We start from the raw sequence: 16813 nt of genomic DNA, 5'->3' as shown, positions 1-16813 counted from the left end.
CCAGATGCGCGTCGGTGCGGTTGTTCTCACGATGGGCAATCGCCCCGACGAGCTGCGCGCGCTGCTGGACTCGGTCGCCAAGCAGGACGGCGAGCGGGTCGAGGTGGTCGTGGTCGGCAACGGTTCGCCGCTGCCCGAGCTCCCCGAGGGCGTACGGACCGTCGAGCTGCCGGAGAACGTCGGCATCCCGGCGGGCCGCAACGTCGGCACGGAGGCGTTCGGACCCGGCGGCCGCGAGGTCGACATCCTGCTCTTCCTCGACGACGACGGGCTGCTGGCCCGGGAGGACACCGCCCGGCTGTGCCGGGAGGCGTTCACCGCCGACCCCGAGCTCGGCATCATCAGCTTCCGCATCGCGGACCCGGACACCGGCGAGACGCAGCGCCGCCACGTCCCGCGGCTGCGGGCCTCGGACCCGATGCGCTCCTCGCGGGTGACGACCTTCCTCGGCGGCGCCAATGCCGTGCGGAGCAAGGTCTTCCAGGAGGTCGGCGGGCTGCCCGACGACTTCTTCTACGCCCATGAGGAGACCGATCTGGCCTGGCGGGCGCTGGACGCGGGGTGGCTGATCGACTACCGGTCGGACATGCTGCTGCTGCACCCGACCATGGCTCCCAGCCGGCACGCGGTCTACCACCGTATGGTGGCCCGTAACCGTGTGTGGCTGGCCCGCCGCAACCTCCCCGCCGTGCTGATTCCGGTCTACCTCGGTGTCTGGTTGCTGCTCACCCTGGCCCGTCGTCCCTCCTGGCCTGCGCTGCGGGTCTGGCTGGCCGGCTTCAAAGAGGGCTGGACGACCCCTTGCGGCGACAGGCGCCCCATGAAGTGGGCTACCGTTTGGCGACTGACCCGACTGGGCCGCCCTCCGGTCATCTGACAAGCTCGTATCCAAGAGCATCAGGTGCGATACGGGGCGTGACCCCGGCCGTGCACAATGAGGACGAAAGTGTCAACTGTGAGCGAGACAACGCACGACAGTGCGGTCGCCATGAGTGCCCCGTCGGCTTCCGACGGAGGGCTCACCGCTGCTGAGCGTGCCCAGAAGTACGGACTCTCGCAGAGCGGGGCCCGTCCCGGCCTCGTGGAGTACATCCGGCAGCTGTGGGACCGGCGGCATTTCATCTCCGCCTTCGCCAGCGCCAAGCTGACCGCGCAGTACAGCCAGGCGAAACTGGGCCAGGTCTGGCAGGTGGCGACGCCCCTGCTGAACGCGCTCGTGTACTACTTCATCTTCGGCGTGCTGATCGGGACCCGTAAGGGCATCCCGGACTTCGTCCCGTTCCTGGTGACCGGCGTCTTCATCTTCACCTTCACCCAGAGCTCGGTGATGGCCGGCACCCGCGCCATCTCCGGCAGTCTGGGTCTGGTGCGCGCGCTGCACTTCCCCCGCGCCTGCCTGCCCATCTCCTTCTGCCTGATGCAGCTCCAGCAGCTGCTGTTCTCGATGGGCGTGCTGGTCGTCATCCTGCTCGGCTTCGGGCAGATGCCGACCTGGTCGTGGCTGCTGGTCTTCCCGGCGCTGCTGCTCCAGTTCATCTTCAACACCGGCCTGGCGATGGTCATGGCCCGCCTGGGCAGCAAGACGCCGGACCTGGCGCAGCTGATGCCCTTCATCATGCGGACGTGGATGTACGCATCCGGCGTGATGTTCAGCATCAGCCTGATCACCAAGGGCAAGCACGTCCCGGCGATCGTGGAGCTCCTGCTCAACGCCAACCCGGCCGCGGTCTACATCGACCTGATGCGGTTCGCGCTGATCGACAGCTTCACCAAGCACCAGCTGCCGCACCACGTGTGGGCCTGGGCCGCCGGCTGGGCGCTGGTGATGGGCGTCGCCGGTTTCGTGTACTTCTGGAAGGCCGAGGAGCGGTACGGACGTGGCTGAGCAGACCAACAGCACCATGGAGCCCATGGCGCCCACGGAAGCCGCGCTGGAACGCGTACCGACCGTGATCGCGGACGATCTGCACATCGTCTACCGGGTGTACGGCACGGGCGCGGGCAAGGGCAGCGCCACCGCGGCCCTCAACCGCATCGTCCGCCGCAAGCCCTCGGTCGGCGTGCGCGAGGTCCATGCGGTCAAGGGCGTCTCCTTCACCGCCTACCGCGGCGAGTCGATCGGCCTGATCGGCTCCAACGGTTCGGGCAAGTCGACGCTGCTCAAGGCGGTCGCCGGCCTGCTGCCCGCCGAGCGCGGCCATGTCTACACCCACGGCCAGCCCTCGCTGCTGGGCGTGAACGCGGCCCTGATGAACGACCTGACCGGCGAGAAGAACGTCATCCTCGGCGGCCTGGCCATGGGCATGTCCCGCGAGCAGGTCCGCGAGCGCTACGACGGCATCGTCGACTTCTCCGGCATCAACGAGAAGGGCGACTTCATCTCCCTGCCGATGCGGACGTACTCCTCCGGTATGGCCGCCCGCCTGCGCTTCTCCATCGCGGCGGCCAAGGACCACGACGTGCTGATGATCGACGAGGCGCTGGCCACCGGCGACCGCGCCTTCCAGAAGCGCTCCGAGGCCCGCATCCGCGAGCTGCGCAAGGAGGCCGGCACGGTCTTCCTGGTCAGCCACAACAACAAATCCATCCGCGACACCTGTGACCGGGTGCTGTGGCTGGAGCGCGGTGAGCTCCTGATGGACGGCCCGACGGACGAAGTGATCAAGGCGTACGAGAAGGAGACGGGCAAATAGCCCGCACTCCGCACCGGCCGCTCCCGAAGACCTCCGCGCGTACGGCTCGCGGAGGTCTTCGGGTGCGCAGGCCCCGGCACCGTCACGGGTGAACGTTCACGGACGGTCAATTCCCGGCGCTCCGGGAATAGTTGAATCGGAGCCGATGCTGACGGGATCGTTGTCCGGGGCTTCGGTACCCACTCGTACAGGGGCGAGGTGTACGGCGTAAGCTGTACGGGTGCCGAACAGCACAAGTGGTACAAAGTAATACAAGAGGCACAAGTCGGGCAATACTCACCTGAGCGGGCGAGGGTCGGCTCGTTCGAGGCGCGCCGTGACCTGCGGCGTGTCCGAAATGGGATGTTTTCGCTTGGCGGTGTAGAACGGGAGACGTGACGGCAATGGCTACTGGTTCGCTCCGGCTCCGAAACGCGCCGGGCAGCCCGCGGTGAGTGAAGGGGAGGCGTTGACGCGCACCGTCGTCCATCGGCGGGCGAAGGACACCGGCGGGCCGGCCGACGCACACTCGCGCAGCACGCTCGACAAGGCCGCGCACGAGAACTTCCCGGTGGCGCCGTTCTTCCTGCCGCGTGCCTGGCGGGCCGACCTGATGGCCGTCTACGGCTTCGCCCGGCTCGTCGACGACATCGGCGACGGCGATCTCGCCCCCGGCGGCGGGGATGCCGCACTCCTCGGCCTGGACCGCGCACAGACCGAGGACCGCCCCGCCATGCTGGACGCCCTGGAGGCGGATCTGCGCCGCGTCTTCAGCGACCGCACCCCCGGCCCCCGTCATCCCCTGATGCGCCGCCTGGGCCCGACCGTCCGCCGCTGCGGTCTGACCCCCGAGCCCTTCCTCGGCCTGATCGAGGCCAACCGCCAGGACCAGATCGTCACCCGCTACGCCACCTACGACGACCTCCTCGCCTACTGCGAGCTGTCCGCCAACCCCGTCGGCCGGCTCGTCCTGGGCATCACCGGCACGGCCAGCCCCGAGCGCATCCGCCACTCCGACCGGATCTGCACCGCCCTCCAGATCGTCGAGCACCTCCAGGACGTGGCCGAGGACCTCGGCCGCGACCGCGTCTACCTCCCCGCCGAGGACCTGAAACATTTCGGCGTCACCGAGGGCGATCTGGCCGCCCGCAGCGGGGGCGCATCGGTGCGCGCACTGATCGCCTACGAGGCGGAACGCGCCCATGAGCTGCTGAATGAAGGCGCCCCGCTGGTGGGTAGCGTCCACGGCAGACTCAAGCTGCTGCTGGCCGGTTTCGTCGCCGGCGGGCGCGCCGCACTCCAGGCGGTCGCGGCCGCCGACCACGACGTACTCCCCGGACCGCCCAAACCGACCAAGCTCAGCCTGCTGCGCGAGGTGGGGGCGACATTGCGAAGAGAGGGGTGAGCCGCGTGGAGGCAACCGCACACGCATCCGCGCCGGTGCTCGCTGCGTACCGCTACTGCGAGACCGTCACCGGGCAGCAGGCACGGAACTTCGCCTATGGCATCCGGCTCCTGCCGACCGACCGGCGACAGGCCATGTCGGCGCTCTACGCCTTCTCCCGCCGGGTCGACGACATCGGCGACGGCGGCCTGGAGACCGCCGCCAAACAGCAGCGCCTGGAGGACACCCGGGCGCTGCTGGCCCGTGTCAAGGACGGCCGGATCTCCGAGGACGACACCGACCCGGTCGCCGTCGCCCTGGCCGACGCCGCCCGGCGCTTCCCCATCCCGCTCGACGCGCTGGACGAACTGATCGACGGGGTGCTCGCGGACGTCCGCGGCGAGACCTACGAGACCTGGGACGACCTGAAGGTGTACTGCCGCTGCGTCGCCGGGGGCATCGGCCGGCTCTCGCTCGGCGTGTTCGGCACGGTGCCCGGCGCGCCGGACGTCGAGCGCGCCCCCGAGTACGCCGACACGCTCGGTCTCGCCCTTCAACTCACCAACATCCTCAGGGACGTTCGCGAGGACGCGGCCAACGGACGGACGTACCTTCCCGCCGAGGACCTCGCCAAATTCGGCTGCTCGGCCGGTTTCCACGGACCGGTCCCGCCGGCCGGCTCCGACTTCACCGGCCTGGTGCACTTCGAGGTGGCCCGCGCCCGCGCCCTGTTCGCCGAGGGCTTCCGGCTGCTGCCCATGCTCGACCGGCGCAGCGGCGCCTGCGTGGCCGCGATGGCCGGGATCTACCACCGGCTGCTGACCCGCATCGCCGACGACCCCGAAGCGGTGCTCCGCGGCCGGGTCTCGCTGCCCGGCCGGGAGAAGGCGTTCGTCGCGGTGCGCGGGCTCTCCGGTCTCGACGCCCGCGCGATCGGCCGTCGCGCGGCCGTCAGGAGGCGCGGATGATCCTCCGGGCAACCCTCGCCGGGACATCTGCGTCCCTCTCAGCGGTATGGGGGGAGCACACATGACATCGGCAGCCAGGCCGTCCGGCCGCCCCGAGGGGGCGGCCGCCGTGGTCATCGGCGGCGGCCTCGCGGGCACCACGGTGGCCCTCGCGCTGGCCGATGCCGGTCTGGACGTCACCCTGGTCGAGGGCCGGCCCCGGCTCGGCGGGCTGGTCTTCTCCTTCCGTCGCGAAAGCGCCGCGGGCGACCTGACCGTCGACAACGGCCAGCACGTCTATCTGCGCTGCTGCACCGCCTACCGCTCCTTCTTGGAGCGCATCGGCGCCGCAGAGCTGGTGCCCCTCCAGGACCGGATGGACGTCCCCGTCCTCGACGCCGACCGGATGCGGCTGGGCCGGCTGCGCCGCACCGCCCTGCCCGTACCGCTCCACCTGGCCAAGAGCCTGGCCACCTACCCGCATCTGACGCCCGCCGAGCGCGCCGGAGTCGTCCGCGCCACCCTCGCCCTCAAGCGCCTGGACCCGGCCGATCCCGCCCTGGACGGCGTGGACTTCGGCAGCTGGCTGCGCCGCCACGGCCAGTCGCCCCGCGCCGTCGAGGCACTGTGGGACCTGGTCGGCATCGCCACCCTCAACGCCACCGCGAACGACGCCTCCCTGGGCCTGGCCGCCAAGGTCTTCAAAACCGGCCTGCTCTCCGCGCCGGGCGCCGCCGACATCGGCTGGGCCCAAGTGCCGCTCGGCGAGGTCCACGACGCGCTCGCCCGAAGCGCGCTGGAAAAGGCCGGCGTGAGCATCCGGCTGCGCACCCGCGCCGTGGCCGTCTCCCGTACGGACGAGGGCTGGCGGGTCGCCGTGGCCAACGGCCCGCACGGCCGCGAGCAGCTGGCCGCGGACACCGTCGTCCTGGCCGTACCGCAGCGCGAGACCCGCGGCCTGCTGCCCGACGGCGCCCTGGCCGACAAGGACCGGCTGCTGGAGATCGGCACCGCACCGATCCTCAACGTCCATGTCGTCTACGACCGCAAGGTGCTGCGCCGCCCCTTCTTCGCCGCCGTCGGCTCCCCGGTGCAGTGGGTCTTCGACCGTACGCACGCCGCCGGGCTCGCCGAGGACGGGCAGTATCTGGCCCTCTCGCAGTCCGCCGCACAGCAGGAGATCGACGCCCCGGTCGCCAAGCTGCGGGCCCGCTATCTGCCCGAGCTGGAACGGCTGCTGCCCGCTGCCCGGGGCGCCCGGGTCCGCGACTTCTTCGTCACCCGCGAGCGCACCGCGACCTTCGCGCCCGCCCCGGGCGTCGGCAGGCTCCGCCCCGATGCCCGCACCCAAGTTCCCGGCCTGTACCTGGCCGGTGCGTGGACCGCCACCGGGTGGCCCGCGACCATGGAAAGCGCTGTCCGCAGCGGCACCGCCGCCGCTCGCGAGGCACTCACCGAACTCGGCTTCCCCCAGGGCCAGTTGCCTCAGGAGGCGGCATGACTACGAGTACGAGCGCTCGCCAGAGCACGAGCACCGGAAAAAGAGGAGAAACCGTGGCTTCCCCGGCTATCGACACCGCGAGCGTCACCGCGCTGCTGGAGCGCGGGCGGACACTCGCCACTCCCGTGCTGCGTGCCGCCGTCGACCGACTCGCGCCTCCCATGGACACCGTCGCCGCCTACCACTTCGGCTGGATCGACGCCGCGGGCAACCCCTCGACGGGCGACAGCGGCAAGGCGGTACGCCCCGCTCTGGCCCTGCTGTCGGCCGAGGCCGCGGGCGCCGCGCCCGAGGTCGGCATCCCCGGCGCGGTCGCCGTGGAGCTGGTGCACAACTTCTCGCTGCTGCACGACGACCTGATGGACGGCGACGAACAGCGCCGGCACCGCGACACGGTCTGGAAGGTGCACGGCCCCGCGCAGGCCATCCTGGTCGGCGATGCGCTGTTCGCCCTGGCCAACGAAATACTGCTGGAGCTGGGCACCGTCGAGGCCGGCCGGGCCACCTGCCGGCTGACCCTGGCCACCCGCAAGCTGATCGACGGCCAGGCCCAGGACATCTCCTACGAGCACCGCGAGCGGGTCACCGTCGAGGAGTGCCTGGAGATGGAGGGCAACAAGACCGGCGCCCTGCTCGCCTGTGCGGTCTCCATCGGTGCCGTCCTCGGCGGCGCCGACGACCGTACCGCCGACATCCTGGAGAAGTACGGCTACCACCTCGGCCTCGCCTTCCAGGCCGTCGACGACGTGCTGGGCATCTGGGGCGATCCGGACTCCACCGGCAAGCGGACCTGGAGCGATCTGCGCCAGCGCAAGAAGTCGCTGCCGGTCGTCGCCGCGCTGGCCGCCGGCGGCGAGGCGTCCGAGCGGCTGGCCCGCATCCTGGCCGCCGACGCCAAGAAGACCGAGACCGAGTTCGCCGACTTCACCGAGGAGGAGTTCGCCTCCCGGGCGGCCCTGATCGAGGAGGCCGGCGGCCGCGAATGGACCTCCCAGGAGGCCCGCCGCCAGCACGCCACCGCCATCGCCGCGCTGGACGAGATCGACATCCCCGAAAAGGTCCGCGCGCAGCTGGTCGCGCTCGCGGACTTCGTCGTCGTACGAGAGAGATGATCACTATCGACACGAACTAGTTCGCAGTCGCCGGCCGGTGCCAGCCGGGCGCCGGCCGACGGAATCCCTGAGCTGAGCCGTGACCGTTCACCGCAGAAGGGGAAGCCATGACAGCGACGACCGACGGAAGCACCGGGGCGCTGCCGCCCCGGGCCCCTTCGGCCAGCGATGCCACCGCTGAGAAGACCGACCTGACCGCGGCGCGGCGGGCCACCGCCCGCGCCACCGACCATCTGCTCGCCCTTCAGGACCCGGCCGGCTGGTGGAAGGGCGACCTCGAGACCAACGTCACGATGGACGCCGAGGACCTGCTGCTCCGTCAGTTCCTGGGCGTGACCGACCCGAAGCTCACCGAGGCCGCCGCCCGCTTCATCCGCGGCGAGCAGAGCGCGGACGGCACCTGGGCCACCTTCCACGGCGGGCCCGGCGAACTGTCCGCCACCATCGAGGCGTACGTGGCGCTGCGACTGGCCGGGGACGCCCCGAACGCGCCCCATATGGCCAGGGCCGCCGCCTGGATCCGCGACCGCGGCGGCATCGCCTCCGCCAGGGTCTTCACCCGCATCTGGCTGGCCCTCTTCGGCTGGTGGCGATGGGAGGACCTGCCCGAACTCCCCCCGGAGCTCATCTACGTCCCCAAGTGGCTCCCGCTCAACATCTACGACTTCGGCTGCTGGGCCCGGCAGACGATAGTGGCCCTGACCATCGTCTCGGCCAAGCGCCCGGTCCGCCCGGCGCCGTTCGCCCTCGACGAGCTCCACGCCGACCCGCGCCGCCCCAACCCGCCGCGCCCGCTCGCCCCCGTCACCACCTGGGACGGCCTCTTCCAGCGCCTGGACCGGGCGCTGCACGTCTACCACAAGGTCGCCCCGCGCCGGCTGCGCCGCAATGCGATGCGTACGGCCGCCCAGTGGATCATCGAGCGCCAGGAGAACGACGGCTGCTGGGGCGGCATCCAGCCCCCCGCGGTCTACTCCCTGATCGCCCTGCACCTGCTGGGCTACGACCTCGACCACCCGGTGCTGCGCCACGGCCTGGCCTCGCTGGATCGTTTCGCCGTCTGGCGCGAGGACGGTGCCCGGATGATCGAGGCATGTCAGTCCCCGGTCTGGGACACCTGTCTGGCCACCATCGCGCTCGCCGACGCCGGGCTGCCCGCCGACCATCCGCAGCTGGTCAAGGCCGCCGACTGGATGCTGGACGAACAGGTCCTGCGGCCCGGCGACTGGTCGGTGCGCCGCCCCCAACTCCCACCCGGCGGCTGGTCGTTCGAGTTCGAGAACGACAACTACCCCGACATCGACGACACCGCCGAAGTGGTGCTGGCGCTGCGCCGGGTCGAGCACCCCGACCCCCAGCGGGTGGACGCCGCGATCCGCCGCGCGGTGCGGTGGAACCTCGGCATGCAGTCCCGCAACGGTGCCTGGGGCGCCTTCGACGCCGACAACACCAGCCGGTTTCCCAACCGCCTGCCGTTCTGCGACTTCGGGGAGGTCATCGACCCGCCGTCGGCCGATGTCACCGCCCATGTCGTCGAGATGCTCGCCGATGTCGGCCGCAGTCACGATCCCCGTACCCGCCGGGGGCTGGAGTGGCTGCTGGCCGAACAGGAGCCCAGCGGCGCCTGGTTCGGCCGCTGGGGCACCAACTACGTCTACGGCACCGGATCCGTCCTGCCCGCTCTCGCCGCGGCCGGTATTCCCGCCTCGCACCCGGCCGTCCGCCGGGCCGTCGGCTGGCTGGAGCGGGTGCAGAACGACGACGGCGGCTGGGGCGAGGACCAGCGCTCCTACCAGGACAAGAACCGCTGGGCCGGCCGCGGCGCCTCCACCCCCTCGCAGACCGCCTGGGGGCTGATGGCGCTGCTGGCGGCGGGGGAGCGGGAGAGCCAGGCGGTACGGCGCGGGGTGCGCCATCTGGTCGACACCCAGCGCGCGGACGGCTCCTGGGACGAGCCGCACTTCACCGGTACGGGGTTCCCCTGGGACTTCTCCATCAACTACCACCTCTACCGCCAGGTCTTCCCGCTGACGGCCCTGGGCCGCTACGTCCACGGCGGACCGGCCGACGCGCCGTTGGGGGACTGATGCCGAGACCGGCCCCGGCAGACGCCGAACCGCCGCTGCTGATCGCCTGCGCGCTGGGCATCGAGCGATGGGCGCTGCGGGGCGGGAAAGCGGACGGCCCGCGTCCGCCGGTGGTCACCCTCCGTACGGGCATGGGGCCGCAGGCGGCCGAGCGGGCCCTGGACCCGGCGCTGCGCGAGGGCGCCGCCACCGCGCGGTCACCGGTCGTGGCCAGCGGTTTCTGTGCCGGGCTGGCCCCGGGGATGCGGCCGGGTGACGTGGTGGTCGCCGAGGCCACCCGCGACCACCGCCCCGAGGCCCATGACGTCGTCTGCCGCGACAACGGCCCGCTCCTCGCGGCCCTTGACCGGCGCGGGCTGACCGTCCACACCGGCCTGCTGCGCGGCTCGGACCACATCGTCCACGGCGCCGAGCGGGCCGCGCTGCACGCCGCGGGCGCGATCGCGGTGGACATGGAATCCGCGGCCACCCTGCGCGCCGCGCAGCGCGCCGGACCCCGCCCCGTTGCGGCCGTCCGGGTGGTCGTGGACGCTCCAGAACATGAACTCGTACGGATCGGCACCGTGCGCGGTGGAATATCGGCCTTCCGTGTGCTGCGCTCGGTTCTTCCTGTTCTCTTCGAATGGCACCGTTCGTTGCTGCTCCCCAGGAGGTGAGTCAGATGGCCATGCCGCTTCGCCAGACCATCCGGGTCGGGACCTATCTCTTTGAACAGAAAGTGCTGCGGCGGCGCGAGAAATTCCCGCTGATCGTCGAACTGGAGCCGCTCTTCGCCTGCAATCTCAAATGCGAGGGCTGCGGAAAGATCCAGCATCCGGCGGGCGTCCTCAAACAGCGGATGCCGGTGGCCCAGGCGGTCGGCGCGGTGCTGGAATCCGGTGCGCCGATGGTCTCCATCGCGGGCGGCGAGCCCCTGATGCATCCGCAGATCGACGAGATCGTCCGGCAGTTGGTGGCGAAGCGCAAGTACGTCTTTCTGTGCACCAATGCGATGCTGCTGCGCAAGAAGATGGACGCCTTCACGCCCTCGCCGTATTTCGCCTTCGCGGTGCATATCGACGGAATGCAGGAGCGCCACGACGAATCCGTCGCCAAGGAAGGCGTTTTCGACGAAGCGGTGGCGGCCATCAAGGAGGCCAAGCGGCGCGGCTTCCGGGTCACCACCAACTCCACCTTCTTCAACACCGACACCCCGCAGACCATCATCGAGGTCCTCAACTTCCTCAATGACGACCTCCAGGTCGACGAAATGATGCTGTCGCCCGCCTACGCCTACGAAAAGGCCCCCGACCAGGAGCATTTCCTGGGCGTCGAGCAGACCCGTGAGCTGTTCAAAAAGGCATTCGCGGGCGGCAACCGCCGGCGCTGGCGGCTCAACCACAGCCCGCTCTTCCTCGACTTCCTGGAAGGCAAGGCGGACTTCCCCTGCACGGCCTGGGCGATTCCCAACTACTCCCTCTTCGGCTGGCAGCGGCCCTGCTATCTGATGAGCGACGGCTATGTCCCCACCTACCGGGAGCTCATCGAGGAGACCGACTGGAACAAGTACGGCCGTGGCAAGGACCCCCGCTGTGCCAACTGCATGGCGCACTGCGGCTATGAGCCCACCGCCGTCCTGGCCACCATGGGATCCCTGAAGGAATCGCTGCGGGCGATCAAGGAAACCGCCGGCGGAAACCGCCGGTGACCCGGGGAGGGGGACCGAGCATGACCCTGCTGGAACACATCCGTGCGCCACGCGACCTCAAAGCGCTGCCCGGGGAGCGGATGGCGGAACTCGCCGAGGAAATCCGCCAGTTCCTCGTACAGTCCGTCGCCCGCACCGGCGGCCACCTGGGGCCCAACCTCGGCGTGGTCGAGCTGACCCTGGCCCTGCACCGGGTCTTCGACTCACCCGCCGACCGCATCCTGTGGGACACCGGCCACCAGTCGTATGTCCACAAGCTCGTGACGGGACGTCAGGACTTCTCGAAGCTCCGGGCCAAAGGCGGCCTGTCCGGCTATCCCTCCCGCGCCGAATCGCCGCACGACATCATCGAGAACAGCCACGCCTCCACGGTCCTGGCCTGGGCCGACGGGCTCGCCAAGGCCAACCGGGTCCGCGGCGTCAGCGACCATGTCGTCGCCGTCATCGGTGACGGGGCGCTGACCGGCGGCATGGCCTGGGAGGCCCTCAACAACATCGCCGCCGCCAAGGACCGCCCGCTGATCATCGTCGTCAACGACAACGAGCGCTCCTACGCCCCCACCATCGGCGGCCTCGCCCACCACCTCGCCGCCCTGCGCACCTCCGACGGCTACGAGAAGTTCCTGGCCTGGGGCAAGGACGTCCTCCAGCGCACCCCCGTCGTCGGCCAGCCGCTCTACGGATCGCTGCACGGCGCGAAGAAGGGCTTCAAGGACGCCTTCGCGCCCCAGGGCATGTTCGAGGACCTGGGCCTGAAGTACCTCGGCCCGATCGACGGGCACGACATCGCGGCCGTCGAATCCGCGCTGACCCGCGCCAAACGCTTCGGCGGCCCGGTGCTGGTGCACACGCTGACCCAGAAGGGACGCGGCTACCCGCCCGCCCTGGAGGACGAGGCGGACCACTTCCACACCGTCGGCGTGATGGACCCCCTGACCTGCGCCCCCGTCACCGCGGCCGACGCCCCCTCCTGGACCTCCGTCTTCGGCGACGAGATGGTACGGATCGGGGCCGAGCGCCCCGACGTCGTCGCCCTGACGGCGGCGATGCTCCAGCCTCTCGGCCTGGAGAAGTTCGCCCGCGCCTATCCGGACCGGATCTGGGACGTGGGCATCGCCGAACAGCACGCCGCGGTCTCGGCCGCGGGGCTGGCCACCGGCGGACTCCACCCGGTGTTCGCCGTCTACGCCACCTTCCTCAACCGCGCCTTCGACCAGATCCTGATGGACGTCGCCCTGCACCGCTGCGGCGTCACCTTCGTCCTGGACCGGGCCGGTGTCACCGGCACCGACGGCGCCTCGCACAACGGCATGTGGGACCTGTCCGTGCTGGGCGTCGTACCGGGGCTGCGGATCGCCGCACCGCGCGACGCCGACCAGCTCCGCGCCCAGCTGCGCGAGGCCCTCGACGTGGACGATGCGCCCACGGTGATCCGCTACCCCAAGGAGACGGTGGGCGACCCGGTCCCGGCCGTCGGCCGCATCGGCGGCGCCGACGTGCTGCACCGTAGGCCGCAGCCGGACGTCCTGCTGATCGCGGTCGGCGTGATGGCGCCGGTGTGCCTGCGGGCCGCCGAACTCCTCGCGGCGCGCGGCGTCGACACCACGGTCATCGACCCGCGCTGGGTCAAACCCGTCGATCCCGCCCTCCCCCCGCTCGCCGCGCAGTACGCCCTGGTGGCGGTCGTCGAGGACAACCTCCGTACCGGAGGCGTCGGTTCGGCGGTCGGCCAGGCGCTGCGGGATGCGGACGTGGACGTACCGCTGCTCACCTTCGGCATCCCCGACCAGTTCCTGCCGCACGCCAAACGCGGTGAGCTGCTGGCCGACGTCGGGCTCACCCCGGCCGGGATCGCCGCCCGCATCAGCGACGCGCTGGCCCGCAAGAACCCCGCGCCGGCCCACGAGGAGAGCGCCTCGTGACCGGGTTCGACCTGGCGAAACTGCTCGCCGAACGCGGCGCCGAACGCTACGACCTGCACGCCCGCCACCTCAACCACCAGCTCCCGCGGATGCTGCACACCATCGGCTTCGACAAGGTCTACGAGCGGGGCGCGGGCGCCTACTTCTGGGACGCCGAGGGCAACGACTACCTCGATATGCTCGCCGGCTTCGGGGTGATGGGCCTGGGCCGCCACCATCCCGTCGTCCGCCAGGCCCTGCACGACGTCCTGGACGCCGACCTGCCCGACCTCACCCGCTTCGACTGCCAGCCGCTGCCCGGCCTGCTCGCCGAGAAACTGCTGACCTACGCGCCCCACCTCGACCGCGTCTTCTTCGGCAACAGCGGCACCGAAGCCGTCGAAACCGCCCTGAAATTCGCCCGCTACGCCACCGGCCGCCCGCGCATCCTCTACTGCACCCACGCCTTCCACGGCCTGACCACCGGCGCCCTCTCCGTCAACGGCGAGCCCGGATTCCGCGACGGTTTCGCCCCACTCCTGCCCGACACCGCCATCGCCCTGGGCGATCTGGCCGCCCTCGAACGGGAACTGCACCAGGGCGATATCGCCGCGCTGGTCATCGAGCCCGTCCAGGGCAAGGGTGTCCACCCCACCCCGCCCGGATTCCTGCCCGCCGCACAGGAGTTGCTCCGTAAGCACAAGGCCCTGCTGATCGCCGACGAGGTGCAGACCGGCCTCGGCCGCACCGGCGACTTCTTCGCCCACCAGCACGAGGAGGGCGTGGAACCGGACCTGGTCTGCGTGGCCAAGGCGCTCTCGGGCGGCTACGTACCCGTCGGCGCCACGCTCGGCAAGGACTGGATCTTCAAAAAGGTCTACTCCGCCATGGACCGGGTGCTGGTCCACTCCGCCAGCTTCGGCTCCAACGCCCAGGCCATGGCGGCCGGCCTCGCGGTGCTCACCGTCATGGAGGACGAGGGGATCGCCGCCAACGCCCGGCGTACCGGCGACCTGCTCCGCACCCGCCTTGCCGCCCTGACCGACCGCTACGAGCTGCTGCACGACGTCCGCGGCCGCGGCCTGATGATCGGCATCGAATTCGGCAGACCCAAGTCCCTTGCGCTGAGGGGACGTTGGCGGATGCTGCAAACCGCCCGCAAGGGGCTGTTCGCCCAAATGGTCGTGGCGCCGCTGCTCCAGCGCCACCGCATCCTCACCCAGGTCTCGGGCGATCACCTCGAGGTCATCAAGCTCATTCCGCCGCTGATCATCGGTGAACCGGAGGTCGACCGGTTCGTCGAGGCGTTCACGGCCGTCATGGACGATGCACACAACGGCGGCAGCCTGATGTGGGACTTCGGGCGGACGCTGGTCAAACAGGCGGTCGCCAACCGCTGACTGACGTACAACTGGGGGGAGTGCGCACGATGATCGCTGCGACGACGGTGCGGGCCGTCAACGACCTGACGGCCCGCTGGGCACACCGCACGGTGGGGGAGCGCGGCACGGCCCTGACCGCCACCGGCCTCTGGCCGCTGCTCGCCCTGCTCGCCACTCCCGCGGCCGGACCGGCCCGCGAGGAACTGGCCGCGGCGACCGGTACGGACGCCGGGGACGCGGTACGCGAGGGCGCCGGCCTGCTCACCGCGCTGGCCGCGACGGACGGCGTCGATGCCGCACTGGGTCTGTGGACCCGGCGCGCCCTCACCCTGCGCCCGGACTGGGTGGCCGCGCTGCCGCCGGCCGTCCACGGCGAACTGACCGGCGACGCCCCCACGGACCGGAAGGCCTTGAACGCCTGGGTGCGGCGGCACACCGACGGGCTCATCGAGCGGATGCCCGTAGCGGCCGACCCCGCCACCCTGCTCGTCCTCGCGAGCGCCCTCCTCGTCCGCACCACCTGGCGCGAGCCCTTCCGCGACGTCCCGCTGCGGCCGGCCGAAGGACCATGGGCCGGACGGGAGATGACTGGCCTGAGGCGCTCGGGGGGCGACCCGGAAGAGATACGGGTGCACCGCACACCGGCCGGTGAGCTGACCGTCGCGCAGGTCGCCGGGGACAACGCCCTGGACGTCCAGCTGCTGCTCGGGCCGTCCCGGATGTCCGGCGGCGAGGTGCTGCGCCATGGCGTGGCGGCGCTGGGCGGTGCGTATCCGGTCCGGTCCGGTACGGCGCTGAGCGACGGCGCCGGGCCGGGCGTCCGGGTGTCGACGGTGGCGAGCTGGGACGGCCGGCCGCAGGCGGAGCTGTGCTGTGCGGCCTTCACTGTCGACGCCGAGCACGATCTGCTGGAGCACGCGGGGCTGTTCGGGCTCGCCACCGCCACCGATGCCTCGCGCGGCCACTTCCCCGGCATCAGCGACCGGCCGCTGGCGGTGTCCGCTGCCCGTCAGACCGTCACCGCGACGTTCGGGGCGCTGGGCTTCCGCGCGGCGGCCGTCACGGCCATCGGGATGCGCGCGGGCTCCGCACTGCGCCCCGAGAAGACGTCACAGGTGGTCTCCGCCACCTTCGACCGGCCCTTCGGCTTTCTCGCGCGGCACCGGGAGTCGGGGCTGGTGCTGGTAGCGGGGTGGGTCACCGACCCCGGCACCTGAGGCGCCTCAGTCGGTCAGCAGCTGGGCGCGGAGCTTCTCGCGGGTGGCGGGGGTGAGGCCGAGGCCCTCGGTGAGGTAGGTCTCGGTGGAGCCCCAGGTGCTTTCGATGGTGTCGAAGGCGGCCGCGAGGTAGTCGGAGTCGGCCCCGAAGAGGGGGGAGAGGAGTTCCGCGACCTCGGGGGGCATGACGGGGGAGGGGCCGGAGCGGCGGACCTTGTAGCGGCGGTGCGGTTCGTTGGACTTGAGGTAGTCGGCCTCGATGGCGTCCCGTTCGACGCCGACGGCGAGCAGCGTCACGGCGATGGACAGGCCCGCGCGGTCCTTGCCGGCGGCGCAGTGCATCAGGGCGGGGACGCTGTCCTCGGCGAGGGAGTGCAGCACCCGGCTGTGGTCCTCGGTGCGGGTGGTGATGATCTCCCGGTAGGTCGCGACCATCCTGGCCGCCGCCTTGCCGTCGCCGAGCAGGACGCGCAGCTGTTCAAGTTCGCCGTCGCGCACCATGGCCCAGAATTCCGCGCCGTCGGCCGGGTCGGTCAGCGGGATGTTCACATTCCGTACACCCGGCAGCGCGACATCGGGACCCTCGATCCGGATGTCCCCCTCATTGCGGAAGTCGAAGACGGTGTGCAGCCCGAGTCCGCCGAGGTACGCCGCATCCGCCTCGGTCGCATGCGCGAGGTGGCCGCTGCGGAAGAGCCGTCCGTGCCGTACCCGACGCCCGTCCACGGTCGGCAGCCCGCCCACGTCACGGAAGTTACGGACCCCCGCGAGGTCGAACTGCTCCTGCGGGACCTGCGGCGTCTGCGTCACGGGCGTTCCTTCGGTTCGGCCGCCGACCTGGGCGTCGACGCGCGGAGTGGGCGCCTCCGACGATACGGCAGGCGCCGCGAGATCGGTGCAGGGGGCAATCACCCGCGGGACGG

At 71.2% G+C, this 16813-nt stretch carries 14 protein-coding genes; 13 read left to right on the top strand and 1 reads right to left on the bottom strand.

Annotated features, from left to right (window positions below; genetic code table 11):
• Positions 1 to 31 precede the first annotated feature (31 nt).
• The 13 genes from SNA_RS25130 to SNA_RS25070 all read left to right on the top strand — a co-directional run bounded on the left by SNA_RS25130 (position 32) and on the right by SNA_RS25070 (position 15890).
• Positions 32 to 877: a glycosyltransferase family 2 protein gene (locus tag SNA_RS25130; protein ID WP_420823510.1), complete on the top strand. Its 846-nt coding sequence runs from the start codon at positions 32 to 34 to the stop codon at positions 875 to 877.
• A gap of 78 nt (positions 878 to 955) precedes the next feature.
• Complete coding sequence (locus SNA_RS25125; protein WP_030064234.1) at positions 956 to 1885, top strand: ABC transporter permease; 930 nt, start codon at positions 956 to 958, stop codon at positions 1883 to 1885.
• 16 nt (positions 1886 to 1901) lie between these two features.
• Complete coding sequence (locus SNA_RS25120) at positions 1902 to 2693, top strand: ABC transporter ATP-binding protein (protein ID WP_241779866.1); 792 nt, start codon at positions 1902 to 1904, stop codon at positions 2691 to 2693.
• A gap of 448 nt (positions 2694 to 3141) precedes the next feature.
• Positions 3142 to 4077, top strand: a complete 936-nt coding sequence (gene hpnC, locus SNA_RS25115) for a squalene synthase HpnC (protein ID WP_044366883.1) — start codon at positions 3142 to 3144, stop codon at positions 4075 to 4077.
• The gene (gene hpnD / locus SNA_RS25110) at positions 4074 to 5024 is read left to right on the top strand and encodes a presqualene diphosphate synthase HpnD (RefSeq protein ID WP_078970180.1); all 951 of its coding nucleotides are present in this window, start codon (positions 4074 to 4076) and stop codon (positions 5022 to 5024) included. Before hpnC ends, hpnD begins: the two co-directional genes overlap by 4 nt.
• Before the next feature lie 61 nt (positions 5025 to 5085).
• On the top strand, positions 5086 to 6504 hold the full coding sequence (gene hpnE, locus SNA_RS25105) for a hydroxysqualene dehydroxylase HpnE (RefSeq protein WP_044366882.1): 1419 nt from the start codon (positions 5086 to 5088) through the stop codon (positions 6502 to 6504).
• On the top strand, positions 6501 to 7616 hold the full coding sequence (locus tag SNA_RS25100; protein WP_037788815.1) for a polyprenyl synthetase family protein: 1116 nt from the start codon (positions 6501 to 6503) through the stop codon (positions 7614 to 7616). The genes hpnE and SNA_RS25100 overlap by 4 nt, the downstream gene beginning before the upstream one ends.
• A 107-nt stretch (positions 7617 to 7723) precedes the next feature.
• A complete protein-coding gene (shc, locus tag SNA_RS25095) occupies positions 7724 to 9703 on the top strand; it encodes a squalene--hopene cyclase (protein ID WP_030064242.1) in 1980 nt (659 codons plus the stop codon).
• Positions 9703 to 10359 carry a phosphorylase family protein gene (locus SNA_RS25090; protein WP_030064243.1) on the top strand — a complete coding sequence of 219 codons (657 nt, stop codon included), beginning with the start codon at positions 9703 to 9705 and terminating at the stop codon, positions 10357 to 10359. The genes shc and SNA_RS25090 overlap by 1 nt, the downstream gene beginning before the upstream one ends.
• A 5-nt stretch (positions 10360 to 10364) precedes the next feature.
• Positions 10365 to 11390 carry an adenosyl-hopene transferase HpnH gene (gene hpnH, locus SNA_RS25085; protein WP_030064244.1) on the top strand — a complete coding sequence of 342 codons (1026 nt, stop codon included), beginning with the start codon at positions 10365 to 10367 and terminating at the stop codon, positions 11388 to 11390.
• 20 nt (positions 11391 to 11410) lie between these two features.
• Positions 11411 to 13312, top strand: coding sequence for a 1-deoxy-D-xylulose-5-phosphate synthase (gene dxs, locus SNA_RS25080; protein ID WP_044366881.1), 1902 nt, complete (start codon positions 11411 to 11413; stop codon positions 13310 to 13312).
• Complete coding sequence (locus SNA_RS25075) at positions 13309 to 14691, top strand: aspartate aminotransferase family protein (protein ID WP_044366880.1); 1383 nt, start codon at positions 13309 to 13311, stop codon at positions 14689 to 14691. The genes dxs and SNA_RS25075 overlap by 4 nt, the downstream gene beginning before the upstream one ends.
• Positions 14692 to 14720: 29 nt before the next feature.
• The gene (locus tag SNA_RS25070; RefSeq protein WP_030064247.1) at positions 14721 to 15890 is read left to right on the top strand and encodes a serpin family protein; all 1170 of its coding nucleotides are present in this window, start codon (positions 14721 to 14723) and stop codon (positions 15888 to 15890) included.
• A gap of 6 nt (positions 15891 to 15896) precedes the next feature.
• On the opposite strand, the gene SNA_RS25065 is transcribed toward SNA_RS25070, so the two are convergent.
• Complete coding sequence (locus SNA_RS25065; RefSeq protein WP_030064248.1) at positions 15897 to 16700, bottom strand: tyrosine-protein phosphatase; 804 nt, start codon at positions 16698 to 16700, stop codon at positions 15897 to 15899.
• Positions 16701 to 16813 lie beyond the last annotated feature (113 nt).

Origin of the sequence: Streptomyces natalensis ATCC 27448 (assembly GCF_000935125.1) — a bacterium.
In the GTDB taxonomy this organism is placed as follows: Bacteria; Actinomycetota; Actinomycetes; order Streptomycetales; family Streptomycetaceae; genus Streptomyces; species Streptomyces natalensis.
The sequence above is the reverse complement of the archived record's forward strand: the minus strand, read 5'-3'. Positions and strand labels throughout refer to the sequence as shown.